The sequence below is a fragment of the Pedobacter sp. NJ-S-72 genome (assembly GCF_053890575.1).
In genome coordinates this window covers 2,915,179-2,937,305 of the sequence record NZ_CM132681.1, presented here as the reverse complement: position 1 = coordinate 2,937,305, position 22,127 = coordinate 2,915,179, and the positions used below count along the sequence as shown (strand labels likewise).

Sequence of the window (22,127 nt, the reverse complement as noted above, 5' to 3'; positions counted from 1 at the left end):
AATGAAAAGAAAGTTGATCATCGGAGAAAGGATTATGTATGTGGATGCATTAACACCAGTTAACTGCATTTTCGCCGTAAAAATTCGTGGAGTTATTGATCCGGAATTTTTACGTTCAGCATTGCATAAAATACAGCAGAAACATCCGCATCCGCTCTTAAGGATGCAGATTGATGATGAACAAACCGGAGGACCATATTTCATTTTAAACGAAAATATAAAAGAGATCCCTGTGCGGATTACTGAACGCAAGAGCGAGAATGACTGGCTGGATGAATCGAAAGCAGAATGGAATAAACTTTTTGATGATGAAAATGAACCATTGGCAAGAATAGTCTGGTTGAGATCGGCCGAAACATCAGATCTGTTGTGGGTACTTCCGCATTGTGTCTGTGATGGATCTACGCTAGTAACCCTGATGCAGGAGATGTTATATCTGCTGGATCAGCCGGAGATGCAGCTTGTTCCATACGCTTCTTTTAATTCTGTACAAGAACTTTTAACGCCTGGTTTTGCTGTTTCCCAGGCAAAAATACTTAAAGCCCGTATGTTCTCTTTATTGGGGAAAGCTTTCTTTTACTTTAAGCCGACTCATCGAAAAATAGCAGCAGGAAATAATTATGCATTGCACTGGAGCCTTGATCAGCAGCAGACTACAGAGCTGGTTGAACTGAGTAAAGCTGCGGGAACTTCGGTGCATGCTACTTTATGCATTGCAGTAATGAAGGCTTTTCAGCAGGTGAGGGGAACAAAAGCGCATGGAAAAGTAATCTGTCCTGTCGATATCAGACAGTTTATCCCTGAGATTAAAAATGATACGATGTTTGCCTTTGCACCAATTGTAGAACTGGATATAGATAAGAAGACGGAGACAGATTTCTGGACGATGGCCAGAACATTGAAAGCCGATCTGAATACCAAAGTAAAAGCCTTGAAAGTAGAAGAATTGTTATGGATGAGTGAATATTTTTTCCGGTAGTGAGTAAAAAATGATCAAATTTTTAAAGGCTACTGATGGTACACATGATGTTACCCTTTCCAATATGGGCAAACTCAGGATTGCAGAGATCTATCAAACTTTCGAAGTCGTTGCTATTCATAGCCCGACGGTCGCTTTTCCGTGGAGAAACCCGAACACCTTAGTAGCGAGTACTTTCAAAAACAGAATGGATTTTACGTTTGTATCCAATGATACTTTCCTGACTGAGCAGGAAGCCGGGCAGATCAAAACAGAAGCGATGAATTTAATATTTGAAGATCATAAACAATTATCTGTTGCCTGATATGTTAACCACAGAGAGTAAAAAAAAGGAGATTACGCTAAAGCGTTTTTTACGCAAGAATTTGCTGTATTATATCGTTCCTAATGTTGTCTTTAATACAATTATCCCATACTTCAGTTTTTCGGATCTGAATGCAGTTCATTTGTTTGCCGGAGAACAGAACCTGGCGAGGTTCATTTTGCCAATGGCATTCTTCTTACCTTTTATCATCACTTTTGATATTCTGAAAAAAACAATTACACTTTCAGAGAAAGGCCATTCAGAAATCATTTTGCCGGAAGGCTTTAAAAAGAACAAATTTATCTTTCAAATGGCCGGTATTAATGGTTTTTGTACGTTGTCATTTGTTTTTGCGGTGATGTTAGGGCTTTATTTTGGTTTACCTGAGCTTTATAATTATAATGGTACTATTCTTGCAGTTTTATTGGGAATGACTGCCGGGGTGTTTTCCGTTCTTTTTACCTATTTACCAATCAAAAAGTTAAAAAAAAAGCATCATTTGCCTTATCCTGAGGAGGAGCAGTCTGATCAATCTAACGAAGATAATCACATTGATCAACCCAGGGAGGATCATCACGCAGATCACTATAAGGGAGGTGACCGGCATCTTTTATTAAAGGACTGAATTTTACTTTAGCATATCCAGATCAAATACTTTTTGCTCTTTAGTCTGTGCAAAACCTATTTTTTGATAAAACCGATGTGTTTCAGTTCTTTTAGTCTGACATCTTACCCTTAGTTTGCTACTCCCTTTTTTTATTCCCCATTCTTTCACTTGCTCCGCTAACTTTCTTCCAGCCTGTTGATTGCGATAGTTTTCATCCACAACCAACCCTCCAATCTCAATAAATGGTTCTGATTCTAACCTGATTGTATAGAACCCATGGATCCATCCGATAATTGTTTGTTCTATCACAGCAACAAATGCACAGTGGTCAGCATGTATTAATACAGCATTTATTCTCGCTTCCGTTTCTGATTTTGTACCCGGGTAACCCAGTTGTTTTGATAAGCTGGTAATTGCTTCCGAATCTTCAATTTTTAGATTTCTAATATACAAAGGCATAATTGTGGGTGTTTTTAAATTACAATAGATCTGGTTTTATTTATAACGGGTATGCCGTATCACTCTTAGTCTCAGATAAGACGAAAAAACTTTGAACAGTGCTGATATTTGGTAGTATTGCCAGTTTATTACGCAGAAATAAATGATAACTTTCCATATCACTGGTTGCGATGCGAAGAATAAAATCAAATGCCCCGGTCATTTGAAAACATTCCATCACTTCGTTGAATTTTGCTACCTCACGCTCAAACTCATTTAATGAGTCGGCTGTATGCTCTTTTAATAAGACCTGTGAGAAGGCAATCAGACTCTCTTATTAATCTTCTGTCTATCCAGAATAGCAACAACTCTTTTGATATAACCTTTCTCTTTTAGTTTCTTTATTCTGTCGTGAACGGTAGCTATTGACTTGTGCAATTTAAAGGCTATCTCTTTATTGGTCAGCATTGCATCTTTCTGTAAAATTCTTAAAATCTCCAGATCTGTCGGGTCTAATTCTGCATGCATCTTTTTAGGGGATAAAATTGTGAATGGAAAAATACTATTTAATTCGCTGAATAGAAGGGCTTGAATGTAAAAAGATAAAGTTTATCTGTCATTTTCCGTAAAATTTTCGGATTTATAGATAAGTATTGTTCTTAAAATTTGAATTGCAGAGTTTTACTGAAATATCAGGTAAAATTAAATAAGATAATTATGTTAGTGAGCACAGCAAAAATAAATGGTTTAACAGCAGATCTTGAAAAGAAATTTGAGCATTTATGGCATTTGGTTGGTAATACGCCAATGTTGGAATTGCGCTATACTTACTTATAAAGGCAAAGCAGGCAAAGTATATGTGAAATGCGAACACTATAATCTAACCGGAAGTATTAAAGACAGGATTGCCTTATTTACTTTATACCATGCTTATAAAAATGGTATGATCAAGCCTGGGGATGAAATTATTGAGGCGACCAGTGGTAATACGGGGATTGCTTTTGCCGCAATCGGTAAAGCAATGGGGCATCCGGTGAAAATTATTATGCCAGACTGGTTGAGCAAAGAAAGAATTGATATTATCAAAAGTTTAGGTGCTGAAGTCGTATTGGTGAGCAAAGAGCAGGGCGGATTTTTAGGGAGTATTAAATTAGCTGAAGATATGGCTTTAGAGAATGACCATACTTTTTTACCCCGTCAGTTTGAAAACACAGATAATCCGAAAGCACATCAGGAAACTACAGGTGTCGAGATTTGGGAACAGCTTAGGTTGAATAACCTGGTGCCAGATGCCTTTGTAGCCGGCGTAGGCACAGGTGGAACTATCATGGGAGTCGGCCCGATATTTAAAGTTCAAAAATCCGGATATAAAGATCCACCCATTAGAACCAGCAGAATCTCCAACACTGACTACTGGTTATAAAGTGGGAAGTCACAGGATACAAGGCATATCAGATGAGTTTATTCCTGAAATCGTAAAACTGGATGAAATGGATCAGGTGATCCAGGCAAATGATGGGGATGCTATATTAATGGCCCAGAAATTAGGCAGCCAGTTAGGTTTGGCAGTTGGGATTTCTTCGGGAGCCAATGTAATTGGTGCGATCAAATTGCAGCAGGAATTAGGAATAGATAGCTGTGTCGTAACTATCTTCTCTGACAGTAATAAGAAATATCTAAGTACTGATTTAATGAGAGAGGAGCCAGTTAAAGAAGGTTATTTAGCCCCTGATACGGAATTTATTAATTATCACCCAATATGCAGGCTTAAATAAGAAAGCCTGTACGATAATAAAGAACTATATCAACAAAAAAAAATATCAACCAATAAAAAAGAATCAACCAAATCAATCGCTTACAACAATGAAAAGATCACTTTTACTAACCATTATTATCTTATTTACGCTGGCTGCCCACAGTCAGCTTTTAAAGCCAGTAACCTGGAGTTATGCTGCAAAACGAACCAGTAAAACAGAAGCTATAGTTTACATCAAAGCGACTATTGAAGATGGATGGCATTTATACTCTCAAAATATCAAAGATGGGGGGCCGGTTAAGACTACTTTTGCTTTCCCTGCTGCTAAAGATTATACTTTAAGCGGCAAAACTATCGAACCAAAATCTATCCACAGGTATGAAGATACCTTTAAAATGGATGTAAGCTTTTTTGAGAAAAGCGTTTTATTCCAGCAAAAGGTAGTCTTGAAAGGTACGAAAGCAATAGTTAAAGGAACGGTAGAATTTATGACTTGTAATGACAAACAATGTCTGCCTCCTGAACAAGTTGATTTCAGTATTCCTGTAAAGTAGAGATCTCATGGAAAGACTTAAATTAAGCCTTAGGATATTCATTTTCATTTTCGGAATATTCATACTACTGGCTACGCCAAAAAATCATGCTTATGCAGTACAAACAGCAGATACTACTTCTACAGCAGGCCTTGAATTTACAACTATTAGTGATGTACCGGAAAATGGAGCTAAATCAGCAGAAGTAAAGGGCTCGTCAGAGGTAGAGAATAATAAATCAGAGGGTAACGTAAAAACAGCTGTGATTGCTTCAAAACCAGTTGCAGTTCAACAATCTTTATGGGGTGTTTTTATTGCTGGTTTTGTAGGTGGGCTCGCTGCTTTACTCATGCCATGTATTTTTCCTATGCTTCCGCTAACCGTAAGTTTCTTTACCAAAGGATCTGAAAAAGGAAAAGCATTTGGAAGAGCAGCGCTGTATGGATTTTTTATCATCCTTATTTATGTTGTTCTTGGTCTGCTGGTCACTATTATATTCGGAGCTGACGCATTAAATAGCCTATCCACCAATGGTATCTTTAATATGTTGTTTTTTTTTTTTCTGCTCCTGGTGGCCTTTGGAATTTCTTTTCTAGGAGCTTTTGAGATCACATTGCCTTCATCATGGGTAAACAAAATGGATGCAAACTCCGATAAAGGGGGGATTGCGGGGCTTTTCTTTATGGCTGGTACACTTGCCCTGGTTTCTTTCTCCTGTACCGGGCCAATTATAGGAACGTTACTCGTACAGGCTGCTACTAGTGGAGCTTTATTAGGCCCTGCTATAGGCATGTTCGGTTTCTCTTTTGCGCTGGCAATACCATTTGCCTTGTTTGCGCTATTTCCATCTGCTTTAAATGCGCTCCCTAGATCCGGAGGCTGGCTGAATAGCGTAAAAGTAGTACTGGGTTTTCTGGAGCTTGCTTTTGCCTTAAAGTTTTTGAGTAACGTAGATCTGGCCTATCACTGGGAATGGTTCGACAGAGAGATTTTTCTGGTCTTATGGATTGTGATTTTTGGCCTGATGGGATTGTACCTTTTAGGTAAGCTGAAATTTGCACATGATAGTGAGGTAAAGTATATAGCCGTTCCGAGATTATTAATGGCAATTATCGTACTGGCATTTACGATTTATATGATCCCTGGATTATGGGGAGCACCACTAAAATCGGTTTCTGCTTTTCTGCCTCCGCAACAAACACAGGACTTCGATTTATATACCCCAACTTTATCTGGTGGTCAAAATGGTGGAACGAGTACAAAACCATCATCCGGAATACATAAATATGCGGAGATTTTCCATGCTCCTTTAAATCTTGATGCTTTCTTTGATTACGATGAAGGTATTGCTTATGCAAAGCAGGTAAATAAACCAATACTGATTGATTTTACCGGACACGCCTGTGTGAATTGCAGAAAGATGGAAGCAAATGTATGGCCTGATAAAGAAGTGTATAAGCTGATCAGTGAAAACTATGTTTTAATACAGTTATATGTAGATGATAAAACAGAATTAGCAGAAAAAGATATCATAACCGACTCAAAGGGGAAGGTTTTAAATATACAATCGGTAAGAAATGGAGTGCCTTACAAGCGACTAAATTTCAAGCTAATTCTCAGCCATTTTATGTTCTGCTTGATCCAAAAACAGAACAACCATTAGTGGAGCCACAAGGCGCAGATTACGAAGTGTCGCATTACCTGACATTTTTAAAAAGCGGTCTGGAAGCTTACCATAAATAAGAATTTTATCATTATGGTGGATGCCATTAGGTAGAACTAGGTTAAGTTAAGTTAAAAAGACAGGTGATTCAAACCGGTCGCGGCCGGAATTTATTCCGGCCCTTTTTTTAAAAACTAATTGATGAATCTTCCGCAATACACACTTTTGGAAACGTGATCACTCATTACATCTTTAAAGGCTATAAACACTTCATAAGTCCGCTCTTTACTATAAAGAGGATTAAGGCGGAAAGTATCTTTTAATTCGTCTCTGCGCGCGCCACTATAATTGGCATGTACATTCCCGAAAGTTTTATCGTATAAAAGAATAATGGCGCGGGTCGTTTGGAGACCCCATGCCTGTTTGATCTTCATCCCATACGAAATTAAAGGTGTTTTCTGATAGCGTGACCACCACGTTTTCGGGTTTAACCAGTTCTCCGTCTGCAACCAATATAGTATCCCAGTTGATCTCCTGCTCCGGAAACTCTCCTTTAATGGCATTTTTCATGTTGACAGACTTAGCAGCATTGTTGGCAGAGATATCCTGATCTGCTACTATTTGCTTAAAACCTATTTGAAGAAACTCGGAAATGGGGTTTAAAAAAGGACTCAATACCTTCATTTTATTGGACTGAGCTTGCTGTTTGACACTTCTCACTGCTTTCTTACGGCCTTTTTTTGGTTTAGAACGGGCGCATACCTTATTCTTCCATTGATAAATTACAATGTTTCCGATTTTTCCTCTGATACCTGCTAATACGGTGCCTTCCTGTAAGATTGCCATAATTATATCTGGTTGGTTGCTGTTACTAATATAGTTAAAATAATAATAATAAGTGTCGTTTGAAGTTTATTTTAGAAAAATAATTTACAACAAGTTCAAATGTTGTTTGATAGAAATCAAATGAGCTTTGAAGAACCTATACAGGAACTGTGAATGATGTCTGAACAAAGCAGGGGCAACGTGCTTGTTCTCAGTTGCTTGTGGTTTATGTGTTTCGGCCGTTTTTCGTGCTGATTTACAAATGAAAAAGGCCGGAATTTCTTCCGGCCTTTTCTTTGATCTTTTCCTCATTTATACAACCAAATGGGTTATTCTACTGATGTGGGTTCATAATTTGAATCGCACGACGTGTGCTGTTAAAAGTAGGAGTATGGTTGTAGTCCCTGCTCATTCGATAAGTTCCTACACCAGCTGTTCCATTAGTTTTAGTCCATTGCGCAATGTCCCATAACCACTGATTTGCTTTTGCATCTCCACCAGGAGTATCTTCTGAACCATTAGGGTATTTAAATTCATCTCCGTTAGTCAGTACAATTAATTTAGTCTTGTCGAAAGCAGTCAGCAGCGGACTGAGGTCAGAAGTTTTACTTCCACTCCAGCGACGGCTTCCTCCAACATAAGATTGGAAATTGACATAAGTATAATTGCTTTTGAATGGTGTATAGATAGTATTATAACCAAGGCTTCCACCTGCAACATCTACATCAGTATCATAAATAAAGATTGGTTTCACACCCGCTTTGGTCAAATTACCAGCAAGGGCATTAGGGCCAAAGTATTTAGCTACGGACTGTAATACTGCTTTAGCATTGCTGGCTGGTGCATCACCGCCAAAAGTGCCTGTTTCAATGTCTACATCAATTCCGTCCCATCCCATGCCTGTGATAAATTTATCATACATCGCTTTAGCCCAGTGGTCATAAGTACTGTTTGCGGATAAAGTTGTCTTTTGAGTGGTAGTGGTATCTTTTGCTGATCCATCATAATAAGCATCGTTTCCTGGAAAAGTACAGGTCAGGATTTTTGTGCCTTTGGCCTGTAATGTTGTCCAGTGTGAAGCAGTTTTATCCCATCCGGCAAATGCAACAACAATATCTACACTGTCAGGTACATTTAACATAGAAGAGGCTTCTGCCGGATCATTCCCATCCGCTACCAGGTAACCCAGGTAGAGCTGGTGTGCACTTTTCTTATAGGCCAGTAGATTTTTCAGATAATTCGGATCTGAAGTCGTACCGCCTGATGTGCCTCCGCCATCCGTGATTTTTTTACACGAGCTGAAGGCAATAATTGAAATCACAAGGATAAAAATACCCCTGTAGAGTTGGATGAAAGATTTTGTTTTCATAGTTGATCATTAGGTTTATATTGGTTGTTTTTTGAAAGGAAGATTTCTAAGCTAAAACAATTTAGTATAGTTATTGTTTTTGATCAACAGGCTGATAATTAAGTGTTTTGTGATTAATGCTGTTTTTTGGGAATCTGAACAGGAAAACTGAGAAAGAGTTTAAGAGATTAACCTGGCGATGCTAAAAGCAGCAGCAGCAGCGGCAAAAGGCCGCCGATAGCAGTAACTTTGACTGCACCTTTTAAAGGAGGCTGGCCAGTAACTTTACTTTTAAAATAACCGAAAATAAATAAGCAAAAAGTTGTAATTACAGCAGAAAGTAATAAACCCTGATGAGGTTCTGAAGTCAGAAAATAAGCAGATAGGGGTAACAGTCCGCCTACGCAATAAGCGAGACCAATAGTCAGGGCACTATTTCTTGCTCTGTTGATATCAGGTTCTTCCAGACCCAATTCAAACTTCATCATAAAGTCGACCCATTTGGTTTTGTTTTTAGCCAGTTGATTAGCCAGGATAGTTTGGCCCTGCTCATCAATTCCATATTCGGCAAAGATCTCTTTGACTTCCTGTATTTCCTGTTCACGGAAATTTTCTACTTCGCTATATTCTCTTAGTTTTTCACTCTGATAATGTTCCTGCTCTGTTTTACCCGCTAAATATCCACCAAGCCCCATAGCAATACACCCGGCAACAATTTCTGCGAGCCCTGCGCGGTAATGATGATTGCATTATTTTGTACCGCGCCACTTAATCCGGCAGCCAAAGCAAAGGGGACAGTTAATCCATCACTCATTCCAATCACAATATCAGAGATGAATGCCGAGCTTTTTAAATGTTTTTCCTGATGATGTGTTTGTGCCATATTCTATTTCAATTCAAAGTCCTTTGGTTCTTTTTCCTTGCCATTGAGGATGATTGATAACTGATGATAGCCGGGATAGAATTTTCTGGTCGTGATAATTTTAAAACTTTGTTTCCTGTTGATGATTGCACTTTCAGCTACCTGATAATCGCGTTCACTAATTTTAAACACTTTTTTAGAAGAAGACCCATTTAATCTCTTGTAATAAACAGCATATTCTAAACGGATTTTTTGTACACGCTGAGCCGTATTTTTAACAGTTATAGTAAATTCAAGACTATCGCCGATGGTTACTTCAGGTGTCAGTACTTCGAAATTATTTAACTCAACATGGGTACTTTCCAGACCATAATGGGTAGTATTTTAGCATGGCCCTGTTTTAATAAACTACGGCAGCCATGTTTAATAATTGCATCGGTTTCTTTACTCAGACCTTTCCAGCGGTTTGCAATAGCGATTACAATTTCAGGATGATCTTTTGAAATATCATTTAAATTGTTCGCTACACTTTTACGTACCCATTCTGATGGATCATTCTTTAAGTTTTCCAGAATGGGAAGTATTGGAGAGGGATCTTTTTTTAGTCCGGGTACCGCCATCGCCCATGGCAATCTTGACCTGCTGCCTTCACTGGCAAGTCTCCGTACTTTATGGCTTTCATGTAAAGACCATTTCTCCATCCGGATCATCATTTGTCCGCCATATTTAGCTAAGAACGGTCTGACGGCAAATTCACAACTTATAAATTGAGTAATCAATTCTATTGCTTTTACCGAAGTTTCATAATCTTCCTGTCCGTAGGTTTCAATATAGTCTGGTAAAAAGATATAAGCCAGTTTTTCTCCAGCGTCCTCTTCCTAAGCTCTTCAATCAGAGAAAATAGATGCTCGACTGCCTGCGGATATCCCGCTGGCAAAAACTGATGAATGACCAATGTGGTATGGTGCATGCGCTGTTTAAGCTCCATGAACTGGAAATCTTCCACATAGATTTGTTTGATAAACTGTGTCTTGTTGAATTCGGGGTTTAACTGAATCAGATTATCTGCTAATTTATTATAAAAGGGAACGGAATATATATCTTTTAATAAGCTCATTTAATAGGGGACATAGCAGGTTTTTTTTAGAGGACATAGCAGGTTTTATAACCTAATTTTCTTTTTTTCTGATACCAGTAAGATCAAACTGGTTGTTAATCTGACCTGTTAAATTATCATCATCCTTTTTCAACAGATTCATTTCTACTTCGCCACTACTGTGATCAAATTTAACCACAATAGTTGAATCTTTTAAGGTGACTGCCGTAAAAGGCATGTCCTTTTTCTCTTCTTTGTCGGTTATGCTTCCGGTTAATTACCCTCTTTCAGTTCAAATTTTACCAGTGCCTGCGTATCTCCTTTAGGAAGTCCTTTGATCAGAACGTCCCAATTGCCAACAAAATAGGTGTCAGTTTTCTGTGCATGGGCAGCATTTGTAAATAATAACAGCAGAACGAAAGAGAAAATAAGGCTTAATGATTTCATAGGGTTCAGATTAGCTTTTTTCTTTAAATATAAAGAAAAATCAGGTAAACGAAAAGAAGCCGGCTCCTATGTTTTAATAAACATTGAAGCCGGCTTCTAATCTTTTTATAAACCCAGTTTTATTCTTTTTTGAACTATTTAACTTGCTCAATCGCTTTGTTAAGGATATCCAGTTCAGCTTTGCTCAGTGTGATATCCATAGTTTTTGCATTATCAATTGCCTGAACAGCATTTCTTGAACCTGCAAGTACGATACTGATACCTGGTTGTAATGTAGTCCATCTTAAAACTAATTGTGCAACAGTAGCATTTTTACTTTCTGCAATTGGTTCAATAGTATGAAGTAATGTTTTTACTTTTTCAGGATCAAACTGACCAAAATAACCGTTACGGTGATCGTTTGATTTAAGTTTGGCGTCTTTGAAATATTTACCTGTAAGTAACCCTCTTTCAAGCGGGCTGTATACAATTATCCCGATATTATTTTCGACTGTATAAGGAACGATTTCTTTTTCAATCTCTCTGTTCAGCATACTGTAGGAAACCTGGTTAGAAGCAAGACTGATAGTCTTTTGTGCCTCTTTTAACTGGTCAAGGCTATAGTTACTCACACCTGCTGCTCTGATTTTACCTTGTGCTATCAATAGATTAAGTGTCTCCATTGTTTCGTCAACCGGCGTAGTCGCATCAGGCCAGTGTAACTGTAAAAGATCGATATAATCTGTTCCTAAACGTTTCAATCCTTCTTCTACTTCCTTAATGATATTCGCTTTAGAAGCATATTTATAAACTGGTATACTTTTACCGTCTGCACCTGCATCAAAAAAGAACTCTCCTTTTCCATTATTACTGCCATCCCATACCAAGCCGAATTTATTTAGCAACTGAATTTTTGAACGGTCTCTTCCTTTGATGGCTTCACCAATTAATTCTTCACTTAATCCGAAACCATAAAATGGTGCTGTATCGATACTGGTTACTCCATGATCCAGAGATGCATGTATAGCGTCTATTGAATCTTGTTTTTCATTTCCTCCCCACATTGTTCCGCCAATAGCAAAAGCACCATGAGTAATCGTTGATAAGTTTAATTCTGTATTTCCTAATTTCCTGTATTCCATAATAATTTATTGTTGTAATCTCTAAGAGGGGAAGGGTTTAGCTTACTCTTTTAGTGATATGTATGATGGGTTTACCATCTAGTATTGCTGCAGATTCTTCTGCAAATTTTTTGATATGTGGTGTTACATTATGTAATTCCCAATCTTCCTGACTTGCCCATTCTTCATGGAATATAAACATGGTAGGGTCTTCCTGAACCTGATGTAAGTCGTATTGCAGACAAGCAGCTTCGCTTTTTGATCCTGATACTAAAGTTTTTAAAATTGCTTTTAATTGTTCAGCATTTCCTGGTGTACTTTTAATTATAGCTGTTAGATAGATACTCATTTTCTTGTTCCTGATTAATAAAAGTTTTAGTTAAATGTTCCTGATACAATTTCATATCATTTACAATATCAGCATTCTTCTCCACATCATGGAAATGTATACCGTCTAAAGGTGTCATGCCAGTGAAAGCATTCATCCGGTGAAATCCGAATAATACACCATCATCTACACTACGCTGATTGAAAAACTCACCAGGTAGAGTGAAAGCTGTTGCCGGCGCGTTCCAAGAACTGGTAACCATGTACTTTTTACCATGTAATAACCCACCTGTACCATAATTGATGTTTGGGTTAGCGGAAGAACGGCCGTCACTCTTATAGATACCTTTTTGGTGACCTTCAGTAAATACAACATCAATATATTTTTTTTTAAGCCGTTTGGTACTTGAAACCACCAGATTGGCGTATGATAGATCACTACATCTGCCCAGACATAGTTTTCTACTTCCTGTGCAGGGTCATAATCATTGTTAATATCGGTACACCTGATTTCAAAATCAGGATGACTTTGAAAGAAGTTTATTGTTGCATTGAAAATTGTATTATTAAAACGACCTCCGGAGTGTCCAAAGACTTGTCCTCCGTTAATCACAAATATTTTCTTTTTTTTTTTTTTGCAGATCTTTTAATTTCTGATACAAAACTAACCGTTCTGTTTGGTTCATTAAAATAATATGAATCATGGTTGTCTATTATAATTATGATATGATAGAAGGTTGTACTAAAAGATTTATTTCTTAGGTTCTGTTCTGTTTTTTAAGGTAAATAGCAGTATTTCAAACGTTTGAAATTCAATATCAAACGGTTGCGCTCTTGTTTTTTTCTAGTCTCCTCATAGCTGAATAATTAGTTGATTTATCTTTATAGATACATATAACCAACTAACTATGAGACAATTTGAAAAATTAAAAATAAGCAGGGCTTTATTAATGGCCGGGCTGTTGTTCTGTTGCATTTCATGTAAAAAGAACGAATCTCCGGAGGCAGGAGGACATAAAGTTGTTCAGCAAACAGGCTCAACTGCTGAATATAGCTCTGATTCACCTTACAACTTAAACGTGATCTATTTTATAGGGAAAGACCGTACCCCGGATACAGCTTATCAGCAGCGCATTAGTTCTTATATGCTGCAATGTCAGGATTTTTACCGGACATGGATGGATAAAAACGGATACGGAAAAACTACGTTTGGCTTATTGAAAAACAGTAATAATCTGATAAAAATAACGACTATAACGGGTGTAAATGATCAGGCTTATTATGTTTCTGCAAAGAGCGGAGTGATCAGATCAGAAGTAGATGCCTATTTTGCAGCTCATCCTTCAGAGAAAACAAGTGAAACCTTATTGATGATTATGGGGTGTAAAGATCATGATGACGCGAATGGCAGGGCCTTTTTTGGCTATGTAGGTGGAAATTCTTGTTTTGCTGTTGATTATCCAACGATGTTCGAAGATGCGAAAGCTGGTAAAACGGCTTATATAGGTGGTCTTTTCCATGAACTGGGACATGGTTTGGGGCTGGCGCATAATGGTGGTTTAAAGACTGATTGTGCTGCCAACGGGACTTCTTTGATGGGAGCAGGAAATACCAGCTATTTAAAGTCGCCAACTTTTCTTACGCTTGCCGATTGTGCTACTTTATATAACAATCAATGTTTTAGCGCGACAACTAAAACTGGCTGGTATATGGCACCAGTAACTTCTATCAGCAGGATACATGCAAAGGTACAGGACAATAACATTATAGTATCGGGGAAATATACTGCTAATGCTACCGTAAATTCACTTAATTTTTATAATGACCCGGGGACTTATGATGCCGGCGGAAATATTCAGGATATCGGAACTAATAAAGATTATGATACTTCCGTATGGACTAAAAACCCCCGGTTGGTCTGGACAGTTTTTATGTAGCAATTCCTTTTAGTGAGTTCCGGACAAATCATGATGGCCCTTATCAGTTACGAATCCGTTTGCAGCAGATAAATGGAAGTTTCCAGACGAAATCTTATAACTATAAAGTAGTTAGCGGATCACCAGTTTTTGATCTGCCATAAATGATGATTGATCTGCTGTAAATGAAAAAATATGTCCTGATTGCCCCCTGAAATTGACTTTTTAAGCAAGCAGTGTTATCAGTATTATCATTTATCTTAGATCTGAACAAAAAACACACGACTATGGAAACAATTCTGATAGACATAGAGGAGACTTTTACCAACCTGATCAAAACGGTTTCATTATTTGATGAAGAACAGCTAAATGATATTCCATTTGAGGGGAGCTGGACTGCCGGACAGGTTGTACAGCATCTTATCATTTCCAATTCTGGATTTATAGAAGTCATGCAGGGGCCGGTTAAAGAAGCAGAAAGAAAACCAGATCAGCTGGTAGCGGAGATTAGAAAAGACTTTTTAAACTTTGATATTAAAATGGAATCTCCTGAGTTTGTTTTGCCATTACCTATCAGTTATAGTAAATCAAGACAGCTGGGCACACTCGAAAATATAAAAAGCAGTTTGCTTCATTTGATAGAGACTATGGAGCTGGATAAACTATGTCTGACATTTGAGCTTCCTGGTTATGGATTTTTAACAAGAGTTGAAGCTGTTTATTTTGTAAATTATCATACACAAAGACATACGCACCAGTTAAACAATATCTATCAGCATTTGTCAGAGATAGAATAATAATCTTATTAACTCTGCAAGTTCCCAAATTTTAGACTTAAAGCCCTCAAAATTGTCTGAATTTTGAGGGCTTTTTTAATTGCCAGTTATTTTTCTCCTGTAAATTTAAACGGGCCCATATTCTTTTTACCTTTAGAAGAATCACATTTTTAAAGGATTATTACCATGCATACTGATCAATTATTAAAGAGATTAAAAAATAGAGTATCCAGTAGTTCAGGGAGCAATGTTAGGTGTATCTACACTTCAGATGGCCGCTGCAGTGTCCAATGCAGGTGGTTTGGGCTCTTTGGCGGTTTATCACCTGAAAAAACAAGACAGCTGATTCGGGAGACGAAACAATATACGACTAAGAATTTTGCGGTTAATCTTTTTGCCCATGATATACCAAAGGAAATAAATATTCAGAATTTCAACAAAATGCAGGAATTCTTACAGGTATTTTGTTTGGCAAATCAGATTCCTTTTGAACTTAAAAAAGCGGCAGAAATGCAGTTCTATAGTTATCAGGATCAGGTTGATATTTTAATAGCAGAAAAAATCCCTGTTGTTAGCTTCACTTTTGGGGTGCTCAATCAGGCTGTCGTTGCTGCTTTGAAGAAAAACAACAGTTTACTTATTGGTACAGCAACTTCAGTACAGGAAGCTATAGCACTGGAGCAAAGCGGAGTTGATATAATCACAGCGCAGCAAAACAATCAGAAAGACTTTATTTCGATGTGGGCAGGGCAATCGGCGTCGAAAGCTGTAAGAGGGAAAACTTCCGATATTTTTTTTATCGCTGGTAAAAGGTGGATCGTAAGTATACTGGTTACTCAACCTTGAAACGGGTTGTTTTTTGATTGGCATATCGCATTAAGTTGAATAAGTAGATTAAATGATGTCAAAAGGTAGCACTTGATGACCTTTTTCTACTTATTAAAATGTCGCAACTGCCCCCTTAAATTGCCTGATCCGGCCCCCTGCAAAACCACAAAATAGTTGCAACTTAGGTTAATAAATTACGTGTAAATTTAATGTTATAAAAACGCAAGCTTATGACGATGTTCAAAGAAGTAAAAGCCTTCAGTGGCTTTTCGGTTAACGGAATCCCCAAAGCAGAAGAATTTTACAGAAATACACTGGGACTGGAGATTTCCTATACCATGGGACAGATAGTCCTGCATATAGCCGGTGGAGGAACCGTTTTTGTTTATTCCAAACCCAACCATATCCCGGCAACCTATACCGTCCTTAATTTTCCCGTAAAAAATCTGGAAGAAGCGATGGGTGAGCTAAGGAAACGTGGCGTAGAATTTATCATTTATAATGAAGAAGATTTTAAGACCGATGCAAAAGGAATTTTTCATGGTGGAGGCCCGAAGATCGCCTGGTTTAAAGACCCTTCCGGTAATATTCTGTCTGTTCTTGAAAAAGAATAGTATTATGTAGCCTTCGTATAGGTGGCTATTAATATAAAAAGATTGGGTGCGCCCCAATCTTTTTATATCCGATTATTAAATAATAAAACCCTTATCATCTAATCAATCATTCTCTAAAATAAAGAGTTTTCTAAATAGCGTCGTAAATCACAACCTTTTCAAACAAACCTCTGAATTCATCTAAAAATGCTACATGTAAACTATGTCCCTGATAAACATCATGTCCGGCAAGGTCTTCAAAAAACAAGATCAGCGAAAACGTATAAGTCGTATCACACAGAACGTTCAATAGGAGCAGGAACCCCAATGTGAAAAGAATTCACAACCTCAATCTTTTCTAAAGATTGAAGACCTTTTCTAAATGCATTTTTTTGATCTTCAGTGGTATCAGCTTTTAACCAGAATAAAACGTGATGAGCTATCATAGTATCTTTTTAAATTTTATTTATATAATGTAATTCTAAACTAATGCAATCCTAAAATTAAACCCAAATATAATAACCTCCATGCAACAAATAATGAAGCCTGACTATCTTTCTTTAATACCCCAATCAGATATAGCAAAAAAAAAAACATAGTATATGACGGCATAGCGTTCCGAGCTCTTCAGCGAAGGCAATGCCGCCGTCATATACTATATGTTTGTTTTTTTTTGTATATTTAGTTGTTAAAAAAGATAATCAAATGATAAAACTTGGTCTCCTCCTTACGAATCAGTATAGATTATTAAGTGTAGCTGCTATACTAGACGTTTTTTTGAACTGTAAACAAACTTTACATTCAGGACGGTCATCCCGCGCCCTTTCAAATTGACCTGTTTTGCAGCGATGATAGCCTGTTGAGTAACCCCGGAACATATTTCTACGGTTATCAGCCATTATCTATTCAGGGTCCCTCAAAACAAGACCTCGTTTTGATACCTTCATTTATCAATGAAGATATCAAACATGCTATTGCTGAAAATCATTCTGCTGTTACCTGGTTAAATCAACAATATAAAGAAGGAGCAGAATTAGCAAGCTTCTGTACCGGAGCATTTCTATTAGGTGCAACCGGACTGCTGAATGGTAAAATTGCCACTACACATGTAGATGCATGTGCGGAATTTGCCAGTGCTTTTCCTGAAGTAAGTCTTCAGGCTGATAAAACTGTTACTCAGGACGGAAGGTTATATACCAGTGGCGGGGCAACTTCCAGTTTTCATTTGATGCTGCACCTGTTGCAGATACATTGTGGTAATCTAATCGCTATTAAGATTGCCAAGCTATTTGCAATTGCAATTGATATGGACAGACATAACCAATCTTATTTTAATACTTTTCAGATTTCAAGGAAACATAATGATGACCTGGTAGCGATGGCGCAGCAAAAGATAGAAACTGCTTATCATAATACCGGAACTATCGAAGAAATGATAAAAGATATCCCTGCCAGCAGGAGAAACATCGTACGCCGTTTTAAACAGGTGACTGGCATTACGCTCATTGAGTATTTACAGCAGACCCGTATTGAGGCTGCGAAGAAATTATTAGAGCAGACCGTTGAACAAATGACAGAAGTGATTTATAAGTCAGGATATAATGATCCAAAGGCTTTTAGAAAAGTTTTTAGAAAGACAGTTGGAATGACACCCAGTGAATACCGGGATAAATTTTATTTGGGAACCAGAGCCTGATCTGAAATGAACTGGAATAAGAACAAAGTCATTGCACATCGTGGTGCTTTTAAGAAAAATAACTTCCCTGAAAATTCAATTGCCTCTTTAAAAGAAGCGATCAGGTTGATGTTACGGATCTGAGTTTGATGTACATCTCACAAAAGACAATATTATTGTGGTTAATCATGATGATAATTTTCAGGGGATGCCAATTGCAAGTTCTACTTATGCAGAATTGAGGCAAAAAATGCTACATAATGGGGAACCCCTTCCAACGCTTGAGGATTATCTTAAGGAAGGAATGACACAGGATCACACAAAATTGATCCTGGAAATCAAAGTTGCACCCACTCTTCAAGGTACATTGAAGCTTACCGATGCAGTACTTGAAATGGTGAAAAAATTGATGGCTGATTCGTGGATAGAATATATTAGTTTTAGCTATGAAGCTTTATTGAGAGTTCTGCAAAATGACCCTGCAGCGAAAACGGCATTTCTGGCTGAAATTAATGATGAGCTACCTCTTGAAGCGCTCAACAGAGATCAGATTCAGCAGGCTGATTATGACTTCAATATTTATCAGACCGAGGATTGGTTTGACAAGGCGCATCAGCTCGGAATGAATGACTATCAATGCGTGGACGGTTAATAATAAAAAAGATATGCTGGCCTTGCTGGATAACCAGATCGATTTTATCACTACTAATGAACCGGAACTGCTTTTTAGCTTATTGAGGGCAGGTAGGGAATAAGACTTAATCTTTCATCCGGAGTGAAAAAATCAGCTTTAACAAGTTTCCACAAAAATAGGTGTTTCTGTAATGCGCAACTTTATCTTTCCTGAAGGGACAGCAATAGTTTCAGTTTTCATCCGGTCAGACCCAGGTGCCAAAAGATGGACTTTTATTGCTTTTGCACCACGTAAATTCAATTGATAGATCGTTTTTCTGCCTGCTTCATCCGGAATGTACAAGACATACATTTTTTTATTGCCTGTTTTATAAATATCGATGATAGGATCTTTCTTAATAGTCTGTTCGTAACTATATGATCCGATTAACTGCTTCGTTTGCAGGAAATAATCTGCCACAGGCCTTTTCTTATTTTTATCAGCAAAACCAGAAGAAGCGTATGGTGTGGGATCATTAGTGTTTACATCATCTAACATATAAAAAAAAAAATTTTTTTTTTTTAAACCATGTCTTGCATACAGAAATGATGACCTTAACATCCAGTCAGCCTGAGTTATCAAAGCGGATTTACCCTTTATCCGGATAGCTCTTTGCGGGCTTTTTGGGTTAATATCATAACCAGATTCTGTTACCCAGACATCCGCTCTTTTTGCATATTTTCTTGACATGGTAACAAAATCATCTGCAATTTTTCCCGATAAGGATAATTCAGGAGCTTTTCCTACGGTGCGCTGATCATGTGCTGGTGTAGCGTCGTTTGCATAATAATGATAGTTGATGATGTCAAAACATAAATTAACTGATCCATCTTTATGATATCCACGGTTCTTTTTACACCAGTTAATCATTCTGATAACAAATCCCGGATCAGGAGACGCAAGTCCGGCCATGACGACCTTCATCGTAGGGTCGGCATTTTTTACACCCGCATTTTTACCTAATCCCTTTTTATGCCCATCATAGAATGCGGATAAATTTGCTGCATATTCCTCGGGACTCTGATGGCCCTTTGGGCCCTTCCAGTCTTTATCTCTCTCATTGTCACATTCAATGTAATTTACATAGCCTAAACCAATTTTCACCTGGTTAACCAGGTCACCATGCCATCTTTGTTTACGATAAACGCTAATTAAGTTACTATCAATATTTTTGTTATTACCATATCTTGCAGTAAACTGGAATGCTGCCTTAGCCTGTTGAATATATGATGCGGGATCAGATCGGTTTAATCCATAGGGTGCGGGCACATTATCCACATCTCTTTGATTTTTGGGGTAAGTATTCACCAACCATGGCGGACAATTTTTTAAACAGGTCAGTACATCAATATTATTTTCCTTGCAGATCTGATATACTTTATCATAATTGAATCCGCCCGAATGCGTGGGGTTAAAGGTGTATTTTTCCTTTTCTGACTCTATGCGTTCCCAATCCATGTAATGACGGAAACCACCAAAAGATTGTATGATTTTTATCTTAATATCATCGACATCAGCTCCATTATCCTTGAAAAAATCCCATTCAAAGCCATTTATGCCCAGAAAATTCTTAAAAGAAGCCGTATTTTTCTGTACTGTATTTAATATTATAATCTCTTTTGGTAAATTTTGTTGAAAACAAGAGAAAGGACTGAATAGAAGGATTATAAAAGCGTAAGATGGAATCGGTAACTTGAACATATGGAACAGTATTTGATTATACCCTGCTATATTAAACAAATTATGAATTAATAATTGTTTTTTTTACCAAAACATATTTTAGCACAATGGTTCGGATGGGGAAAACATTTATAGTTTACATTATTTAATAATATACCTTTGGTATGGAAATAAATATTTCAATAATCTACTTACTCTAACTTAAAAATGGATAACTTCTCATTTGAAAAAAAGCAAATCTTAATCGTTGATGATGAGCCAAGCATCTTAAAACTGCTTCATTTCATTTTGTCGAAAGAATATCAGATTCATGCTATGGAGAGTGGATATAAAGCTCATTTGTGGTTAGAAGAAGGTAACTTCCCCGATATTATTATTTTGGATCTGCATATGCCGCATTTTGACGGGAACTCTTTCTTAAAGAGTATTAAGATCAGTGGTTTTTACAGAGAAATTCCGGTAATTATATTATCAGCTGCTGAGGATCTTGATAAAATCGTGTTAAATATACCTTTTAAAGTAGAGGGTTATTTTCCTAAACCTTTTAACCCGGAAACGCTGATGAATAAAATAAAAAGTGTTCTGAATGAATCAAACGTCTTGCAAAAAAAATAATGGACTATAACTATAAAGGGTTAAGATTAGTTTACTCTGGTACTGAACTTTCAGAAGAATCTTCTGCAACGCTCAGTCAGGAATATAATATTGTTAATGCAGGTGATATTTCTAAATTGGAAGCTTACCTGAATACGCAGTCTCTTTTTTTACACCCGATGTAATCATGAAGAAATAGAGGATGAAGAGCGTGTCTTTTCAGTTGTTCATCAAATTAAAAATAATCCCCTTACCAGCGGATTGATTATTGTCTTGTTGAATAAGGTTCCTGATGCTAAGTTAAGAGCGCGCGCGATTAAGGCAAAGATACATGACCTTTATTTTTATCCTTACAATATGGATGATTTAAAGGATAGATTGAATTTCCTGATCAAGTTTAAACTGATCAAGCCAAATATTGAACAGCTTTCTGTAATAAAGAAGCAAAAAGAATATAAAATTCCAGGACCAAAGCGTTTTTTTGATGTTGTTGCTGCCGGAGGTATTCTTTTAGTACTATCACCAGTATTACTGATTATTGCTATTTTGATTCGTTTAGATTCCAAAGGAGCAGTAATTTATAAAAGTAAACGTGTTGGAACCGGATATAAAATTTTCGACTTTTATAAATTTCGTTCCATGAGGGCAGGTGCCGATCAGCAGTTGAAGGATTTATCAGCGCTTAATCAGTCAGTACGCTGACGATGGAAGCGGAACAAATGCATTTGTGAAAATTAAGAACGATCCGAGAATCACAAAACTTGGTAATTTTTTGAGAAATTCAAGTTTAGACGAGTTACCTCAGTTGCTAAACGTATTGAAAGGGGATATGTCACTGGTTGGAAACAGACCATTGCCTTTATACGAAGCAGAGATGTTAACTTCAAATGAATGGTCTATGCGTTTCCTTGGTCCATCTGGTTTAACTGGCTTATGGCAAATAAGTAAACGCGGAAAGGGAGAAATGTCGGATACTGAACGTAAAAAACTTGATAATTTTTATGCGAGAAACTATTCGATATGGTTTGATATCAAAATTATCCTTGGAACTTTTCCAGCACTTTTTCAGAAAGAAAAGGTTTAATTAATTCTAAAACAACTAACTAA

The 22,127-nt window shown here is 37.3% G+C and carries 31 protein-coding genes and 5 pseudogenes; 17 read left to right on the top strand and 19 right to left on the bottom strand.

Annotation, left to right across the window (positions count from 1 at the left end; all coding sequences use genetic code 11):
* The first annotated feature begins 1 nt into the window (after nucleotide 1).
* The 3 genes from ACWYN3_RS19670 to ACWYN3_RS19660 are packed head-to-tail and all read left to right on the top strand — an operon-like array spanning nucleotide 2 to nucleotide 1,908.
* Nucleotides 2-979 carry a phthiocerol/phthiodiolone dimycocerosyl transferase family protein gene (locus ACWYN3_RS19670; protein ID WP_456222639.1) on the top strand — a complete coding sequence of 326 codons (978 nt, stop codon included), beginning with the start codon at nucleotides 2-4 and terminating at the stop codon, nucleotides 977-979.
* A gap of 10 nt (nucleotides 980-989) precedes the next feature.
* Nucleotides 990-1,283 (top strand): hypothetical protein, encoded by a 294-nt coding sequence (locus tag ACWYN3_RS19665; protein ID WP_456222638.1) that lies wholly within the window; start codon nucleotides 990-992, stop codon nucleotides 1,281-1,283.
* Nucleotide 1,284: 1 nt separating this feature from the next.
* Complete coding sequence (locus ACWYN3_RS19660) at nucleotides 1,285-1,908, top strand: hypothetical protein (RefSeq protein ID WP_456222637.1); 624 nt, start codon at nucleotides 1,285-1,287, stop codon at nucleotides 1,906-1,908.
* Between the two features lie 3 nt (nucleotides 1,909-1,911).
* On the opposite strand, the gene ACWYN3_RS19655 is transcribed toward ACWYN3_RS19660, so the two are convergent.
* Together ACWYN3_RS19655 and ACWYN3_RS19650 are read right to left on the bottom strand one after the other, a co-directional pair.
* Complete coding sequence (locus ACWYN3_RS19655; RefSeq protein WP_456222636.1) at nucleotides 1,912-2,349, bottom strand: GNAT family N-acetyltransferase; 438 nt, start codon at nucleotides 2,347-2,349, stop codon at nucleotides 1,912-1,914.
* A 40-nt stretch (nucleotides 2,350-2,389) separates the two neighbouring features.
* Nucleotides 2,390-2,856, bottom strand: a pseudogene (locus tag ACWYN3_RS19650) (Lrp/AsnC family transcriptional regulator).
* A gap of 331 nt (nucleotides 2,857-3,187) precedes the next feature.
* Here ACWYN3_RS19650 and ACWYN3_RS19645 point away from each other — a divergent pair.
* The 4 genes and pseudogenes from ACWYN3_RS19645 (at nucleotide 3,188) to ACWYN3_RS19630 (ending at nucleotide 6,360) form a co-directional block, all read left to right on the top strand.
* Entirely contained in the window at nucleotides 3,188-3,751 is a 564-nt protein-coding gene (locus ACWYN3_RS19645) for a PLP-dependent cysteine synthase family protein (protein WP_456222635.1), read from the top strand.
* Entirely contained in the window at nucleotides 3,645-4,103 is a 459-nt protein-coding gene (locus ACWYN3_RS19640) for a pyridoxal-phosphate dependent enzyme (protein WP_456222634.1), read from the top strand. Before ACWYN3_RS19645 ends, ACWYN3_RS19640 begins: the two co-directional genes overlap by 107 nt.
* A gap of 88 nt (nucleotides 4,104-4,191) precedes the next feature.
* Nucleotides 4,192-4,638, top strand: coding sequence for a protein-disulfide reductase DsbD domain-containing protein (locus tag ACWYN3_RS19635; RefSeq protein ID WP_456222633.1), 447 nt, complete (start codon nucleotides 4,192-4,194; stop codon nucleotides 4,636-4,638).
* Nucleotides 4,639-4,645: 7 nt separating this feature from the next.
* Nucleotides 4,646-6,360 (top strand): annotated as a pseudogene (locus tag ACWYN3_RS19630) (protein-disulfide reductase DsbD family protein).
* 114 nt (nucleotides 6,361-6,474) lie between these two features.
* Here ACWYN3_RS19630 and ACWYN3_RS19625 read toward each other — a convergent pair.
* The 14 genes and pseudogenes from ACWYN3_RS19625 to ACWYN3_RS19560 all read right to left on the bottom strand — a co-directional run.
* Nucleotides 6,475-6,714 carry a hypothetical protein gene (locus ACWYN3_RS19625; protein ID WP_456222632.1) on the bottom strand — a complete coding sequence of 80 codons (240 nt, stop codon included), beginning with the start codon at nucleotides 6,712-6,714 and terminating at the stop codon, nucleotides 6,475-6,477.
* A complete protein-coding gene (locus ACWYN3_RS19620; RefSeq protein ID WP_456222631.1) occupies nucleotides 6,653-7,126 on the bottom strand; it encodes a DUF6266 family protein in 474 nt (157 codons plus the stop codon). Before ACWYN3_RS19620 ends, ACWYN3_RS19625 begins: the two co-directional genes overlap by 62 nt.
* 313 nt (nucleotides 7,127-7,439) lie before the next feature.
* Complete coding sequence (locus ACWYN3_RS19615; protein ID WP_456222630.1) at nucleotides 7,440-8,474, bottom strand: glycoside hydrolase family 18; 1,035 nt, start codon at nucleotides 8,472-8,474, stop codon at nucleotides 7,440-7,442.
* 167 nt (nucleotides 8,475-8,641) lie between these two features.
* A complete protein-coding gene (locus ACWYN3_RS19610) occupies nucleotides 8,642-9,148 on the bottom strand; it encodes a VIT1/CCC1 transporter family protein (RefSeq protein WP_456222629.1) in 507 nt (168 codons plus the stop codon).
* Nucleotides 9,127-9,336, bottom strand: coding sequence for a VIT1/CCC1 transporter family protein (locus ACWYN3_RS19605; RefSeq protein ID WP_456222628.1), 210 nt, complete (start codon nucleotides 9,334-9,336; stop codon nucleotides 9,127-9,129). Before ACWYN3_RS19605 ends, ACWYN3_RS19610 begins: the two co-directional genes overlap by 22 nt.
* Before the next feature lie 3 nt (nucleotides 9,337-9,339).
* Entirely contained in the window at nucleotides 9,340-9,507 is a 168-nt protein-coding gene (locus ACWYN3_RS19600) for a hypothetical protein (protein WP_456222627.1), read from the bottom strand.
* A gap of 149 nt (nucleotides 9,508-9,656) precedes the next feature.
* Nucleotides 9,657-10,094 carry a DNA alkylation repair protein gene (locus ACWYN3_RS19595; protein ID WP_456222626.1) on the bottom strand — a complete coding sequence of 146 codons (438 nt, stop codon included), beginning with the start codon at nucleotides 10,092-10,094 and terminating at the stop codon, nucleotides 9,657-9,659.
* A gap of 11 nt (nucleotides 10,095-10,105) precedes the next feature.
* The gene (locus ACWYN3_RS19590) at nucleotides 10,106-10,432 is read right to left on the bottom strand and encodes a hypothetical protein (protein WP_456222625.1); all 327 of its coding nucleotides are present in this window, start codon (nucleotides 10,430-10,432) and stop codon (nucleotides 10,106-10,108) included.
* Between the two features lie 52 nt (nucleotides 10,433-10,484).
* On the bottom strand, nucleotides 10,485-10,649 hold the full coding sequence (locus ACWYN3_RS19585; RefSeq protein ID WP_456222624.1) for a hypothetical protein: 165 nt from the start codon (nucleotides 10,647-10,649) through the stop codon (nucleotides 10,485-10,487).
* Nucleotides 10,650-10,684: 35 nt separating this feature from the next.
* Nucleotides 10,685-10,858 carry a hypothetical protein gene (locus ACWYN3_RS19580; protein ID WP_456222623.1) on the bottom strand — a complete coding sequence of 58 codons (174 nt, stop codon included), beginning with the start codon at nucleotides 10,856-10,858 and terminating at the stop codon, nucleotides 10,685-10,687.
* Nucleotides 10,859-10,992: 134 nt separating this feature from the next.
* A complete protein-coding gene (locus ACWYN3_RS19575) occupies nucleotides 10,993-11,979 on the bottom strand; it encodes an aldo/keto reductase (RefSeq protein WP_456222622.1) in 987 nt (328 codons plus the stop codon).
* A 37-nt stretch (nucleotides 11,980-12,016) separates the two neighbouring features.
* Nucleotides 12,017-12,307, bottom strand: coding sequence for a putative quinol monooxygenase (locus ACWYN3_RS19570; protein WP_456222621.1), 291 nt, complete (start codon nucleotides 12,305-12,307; stop codon nucleotides 12,017-12,019).
* The gene (locus ACWYN3_RS19565) at nucleotides 12,279-12,701 is read right to left on the bottom strand and encodes an NAD(P)H-dependent oxidoreductase (protein WP_456222620.1); all 423 of its coding nucleotides are present in this window, start codon (nucleotides 12,699-12,701) and stop codon (nucleotides 12,279-12,281) included. The genes ACWYN3_RS19570 and ACWYN3_RS19565 overlap by 29 nt, the downstream gene beginning before the upstream one ends.
* Nucleotides 12,702-12,736: 35 nt before the next feature.
* A pseudogene (locus ACWYN3_RS19560) lies at nucleotides 12,737-12,898 on the bottom strand (NADPH quinone reductase MdaB); the annotation flags it as partial.
* A gap of 295 nt (nucleotides 12,899-13,193) precedes the next feature.
* Here ACWYN3_RS19560 and ACWYN3_RS19555 point away from each other — a divergent pair.
* The 4 genes and pseudogenes from ACWYN3_RS19555 to ACWYN3_RS19540 all read left to right on the top strand — a co-directional run bounded on the left by ACWYN3_RS19555 (nucleotide 13,194) and on the right by ACWYN3_RS19540 (nucleotide 16,419).
* Nucleotides 13,194-14,222 carry a hypothetical protein gene (locus ACWYN3_RS19555; protein WP_456222619.1) on the top strand — a complete coding sequence of 343 codons (1,029 nt, stop codon included), beginning with the start codon at nucleotides 13,194-13,196 and terminating at the stop codon, nucleotides 14,220-14,222.
* 266 nt (nucleotides 14,223-14,488) lie between these two features.
* Nucleotides 14,489-14,998: a DinB family protein gene (locus tag ACWYN3_RS19550; protein WP_456222618.1), complete on the top strand. Its 510-nt coding sequence runs from the start codon at nucleotides 14,489-14,491 to the stop codon at nucleotides 14,996-14,998.
* Nucleotides 14,999-15,224: 226 nt separating this feature from the next.
* Nucleotides 15,225-15,823: pseudogene (locus ACWYN3_RS19545) on the top strand (nitronate monooxygenase).
* A gap of 212 nt (nucleotides 15,824-16,035) precedes the next feature.
* Entirely contained in the window at nucleotides 16,036-16,419 is a 384-nt protein-coding gene (locus ACWYN3_RS19540; protein ID WP_456222617.1) for a VOC family protein, read from the top strand.
* A 130-nt stretch (nucleotides 16,420-16,549) separates the two neighbouring features.
* Here ACWYN3_RS19540 and ACWYN3_RS19535 read toward each other — a convergent pair whose 3' ends face one another.
* Together ACWYN3_RS19535 and ACWYN3_RS19530 are read right to left on the bottom strand one after the other, a co-directional pair.
* On the bottom strand, nucleotides 16,550-16,708 hold the full coding sequence (locus ACWYN3_RS19535) for a Dabb family protein (RefSeq protein WP_456222616.1): 159 nt from the start codon (nucleotides 16,706-16,708) through the stop codon (nucleotides 16,550-16,552).
* A complete protein-coding gene (locus ACWYN3_RS19530; RefSeq protein WP_456222615.1) occupies nucleotides 16,692-16,844 on the bottom strand; it encodes a Dabb family protein in 153 nt (50 codons plus the stop codon). The genes ACWYN3_RS19535 and ACWYN3_RS19530 overlap by 17 nt, the downstream gene beginning before the upstream one ends.
* A gap of 413 nt (nucleotides 16,845-17,257) precedes the next feature.
* On the opposite strand from ACWYN3_RS19530, the gene ACWYN3_RS19525 reads away from it, so the two are divergent.
* Entirely contained in the window at nucleotides 17,258-18,094 is an 837-nt protein-coding gene (locus ACWYN3_RS19525) for a GlxA family transcriptional regulator (RefSeq protein ID WP_456222614.1), read from the top strand.
* A 133-nt stretch (nucleotides 18,095-18,227) separates the two neighbouring features.
* Nucleotides 18,228-18,725 (top strand): annotated as a pseudogene (locus ACWYN3_RS19520) (glycerophosphodiester phosphodiesterase); the annotation flags it as partial.
* A gap of 138 nt (nucleotides 18,726-18,863) precedes the next feature.
* Here the strand turns inward: ACWYN3_RS19520 and ACWYN3_RS19515 are convergent.
* Nucleotides 18,864-20,447, bottom strand: coding sequence for a hypothetical protein (locus tag ACWYN3_RS19515; protein WP_456222613.1), 1,584 nt, complete (start codon nucleotides 20,445-20,447; stop codon nucleotides 18,864-18,866).
* A 186-nt stretch (nucleotides 20,448-20,633) separates the two neighbouring features.
* Between ACWYN3_RS19515 and ACWYN3_RS19510 the strand changes: the two genes are divergently transcribed.
* The 4 genes from ACWYN3_RS19510 to ACWYN3_RS19495 all read left to right on the top strand — a co-directional run bounded on the left by ACWYN3_RS19510 (nucleotide 20,634) and on the right by ACWYN3_RS19495 (nucleotide 22,104).
* Nucleotides 20,634-21,041 (top strand): response regulator transcription factor, encoded by a 408-nt coding sequence (locus ACWYN3_RS19510; protein WP_456222612.1) that lies wholly within the window; start codon nucleotides 20,634-20,636, stop codon nucleotides 21,039-21,041.
* A complete protein-coding gene (locus tag ACWYN3_RS19505) occupies nucleotides 21,041-21,205 on the top strand; it encodes a hypothetical protein (protein WP_456222611.1) in 165 nt (54 codons plus the stop codon). Before ACWYN3_RS19510 ends, ACWYN3_RS19505 begins: the two co-directional genes overlap by 1 nt.
* Nucleotides 21,206-21,296: 91 nt before the next feature.
* Nucleotides 21,297-21,722, top strand: coding sequence for a sugar transferase (locus ACWYN3_RS19500; RefSeq protein ID WP_456222610.1), 426 nt, complete (start codon nucleotides 21,297-21,299; stop codon nucleotides 21,720-21,722).
* A gap of 25 nt (nucleotides 21,723-21,747) precedes the next feature.
* Entirely contained in the window at nucleotides 21,748-22,104 is a 357-nt protein-coding gene (locus ACWYN3_RS19495; RefSeq protein ID WP_456222609.1) for a sugar transferase, read from the top strand.
* Nucleotides 22,105-22,127: the final 23 nt, after the last annotated feature.

What these genes read in the sequence shown, in the direction of transcription:
- ACWYN3_RS19660 (WP_456222637.1), top strand. Translation starts at nt 1,285, where the DNA reads ATGTTAACCACAGAGAGTAAAAAAAAGGAGATTACGCTAAAGCGTTTT.
- ACWYN3_RS19610 (WP_456222629.1), bottom strand. Translation starts at nt 9,148, where the DNA reads ATGGGGCTTGGTGGATATTTAGCGGGTAAAACAGAGCAGGAACATTAT.
- ACWYN3_RS19580 (WP_456222623.1), bottom strand. Translation starts at nt 10,858, where the DNA reads ATGAAATCATTAAGCCTTATTTTCTCTTTCGTTCTGCTGTTATTATTT.
- ACWYN3_RS19585 (WP_456222624.1), bottom strand. Translation starts at nt 10,649, where the DNA reads ATGCCTTTTACGGCAGTCACCTTAAAAGATTCAACTATTGTGGTTAAA.
- ACWYN3_RS19620 (WP_456222631.1), bottom strand. Translation starts at nt 7,126, where the DNA reads ATGGCAATCTTACAGGAAGGCACCGTATTAGCAGGTATCAGAGGAAAA.
- ACWYN3_RS19510 (WP_456222612.1), top strand. Translation starts at nt 20,634, where the DNA reads ATGGATAACTTCTCATTTGAAAAAAAGCAAATCTTAATCGTTGATGAT.
- ACWYN3_RS19575 (WP_456222622.1), bottom strand. Translation starts at nt 11,979, where the DNA reads ATGGAATACAGGAAATTAGGAAATACAGAATTAAACTTATCAACGATT.
- ACWYN3_RS19670 (WP_456222639.1), top strand. Translation starts at nt 2, where the DNA reads ATGAAAAGAAAGTTGATCATCGGAGAAAGGATTATGTATGTGGATGCA.
- ACWYN3_RS19505 (WP_456222611.1), top strand. Translation starts at nt 21,041, where the DNA reads ATGGACTATAACTATAAAGGGTTAAGATTAGTTTACTCTGGTACTGAA.
- ACWYN3_RS19570 (WP_456222621.1), bottom strand. Translation starts at nt 12,307, where the DNA reads ATGAGTATCTATCTAACAGCTATAATTAAAAGTACACCAGGAAATGCT.
- ACWYN3_RS19540 (WP_456222617.1), top strand. Translation starts at nt 16,036, where the DNA reads ATGACGATGTTCAAAGAAGTAAAAGCCTTCAGTGGCTTTTCGGTTAAC.
- ACWYN3_RS19615 (WP_456222630.1), bottom strand. Translation starts at nt 8,474, where the DNA reads ATGAAAACAAAATCTTTCATCCAACTCTACAGGGGTATTTTTATCCTT.
- ACWYN3_RS19625 (WP_456222632.1), bottom strand. Translation starts at nt 6,714, where the DNA reads ATGAAGATCAAACAGGCATGGGGTCTCCAAACGACCCGCGCCATTATT.
- ACWYN3_RS19590 (WP_456222625.1), bottom strand. Translation starts at nt 10,432, where the DNA reads ATGAGCTTATTAAAAGATATATATTCCGTTCCCTTTTATAATAAATTA.
- ACWYN3_RS19635 (WP_456222633.1), top strand. Translation starts at nt 4,192, where the DNA reads ATGAAAAGATCACTTTTACTAACCATTATTATCTTATTTACGCTGGCT.
- ACWYN3_RS19515 (WP_456222613.1), bottom strand. Translation starts at nt 20,447, where the DNA reads ATGTTCAAGTTACCGATTCCATCTTACGCTTTTATAATCCTTCTATTC.
- ACWYN3_RS19655 (WP_456222636.1), bottom strand. Translation starts at nt 2,349, where the DNA reads ATGCCTTTGTATATTAGAAATCTAAAAATTGAAGATTCGGAAGCAATT.
- ACWYN3_RS19550 (WP_456222618.1), top strand. Translation starts at nt 14,489, where the DNA reads ATGGAAACAATTCTGATAGACATAGAGGAGACTTTTACCAACCTGATC.
- ACWYN3_RS19605 (WP_456222628.1), bottom strand. Translation starts at nt 9,336, where the DNA reads ATGGCACAAACACATCATCAGGAAAAACATTTAAAAAGCTCGGCATTC.
- ACWYN3_RS19530 (WP_456222615.1), bottom strand. Translation starts at nt 16,844, where the DNA reads ATGATAGCTCATCACGTTTTATTCTGGTTAAAAGCTGATACCACTGAA.
- ACWYN3_RS19555 (WP_456222619.1), top strand. Translation starts at nt 13,194, where the DNA reads ATGAGACAATTTGAAAAATTAAAAATAAGCAGGGCTTTATTAATGGCC.
- ACWYN3_RS19665 (WP_456222638.1), top strand. Translation starts at nt 990, where the DNA reads ATGATCAAATTTTTAAAGGCTACTGATGGTACACATGATGTTACCCTT.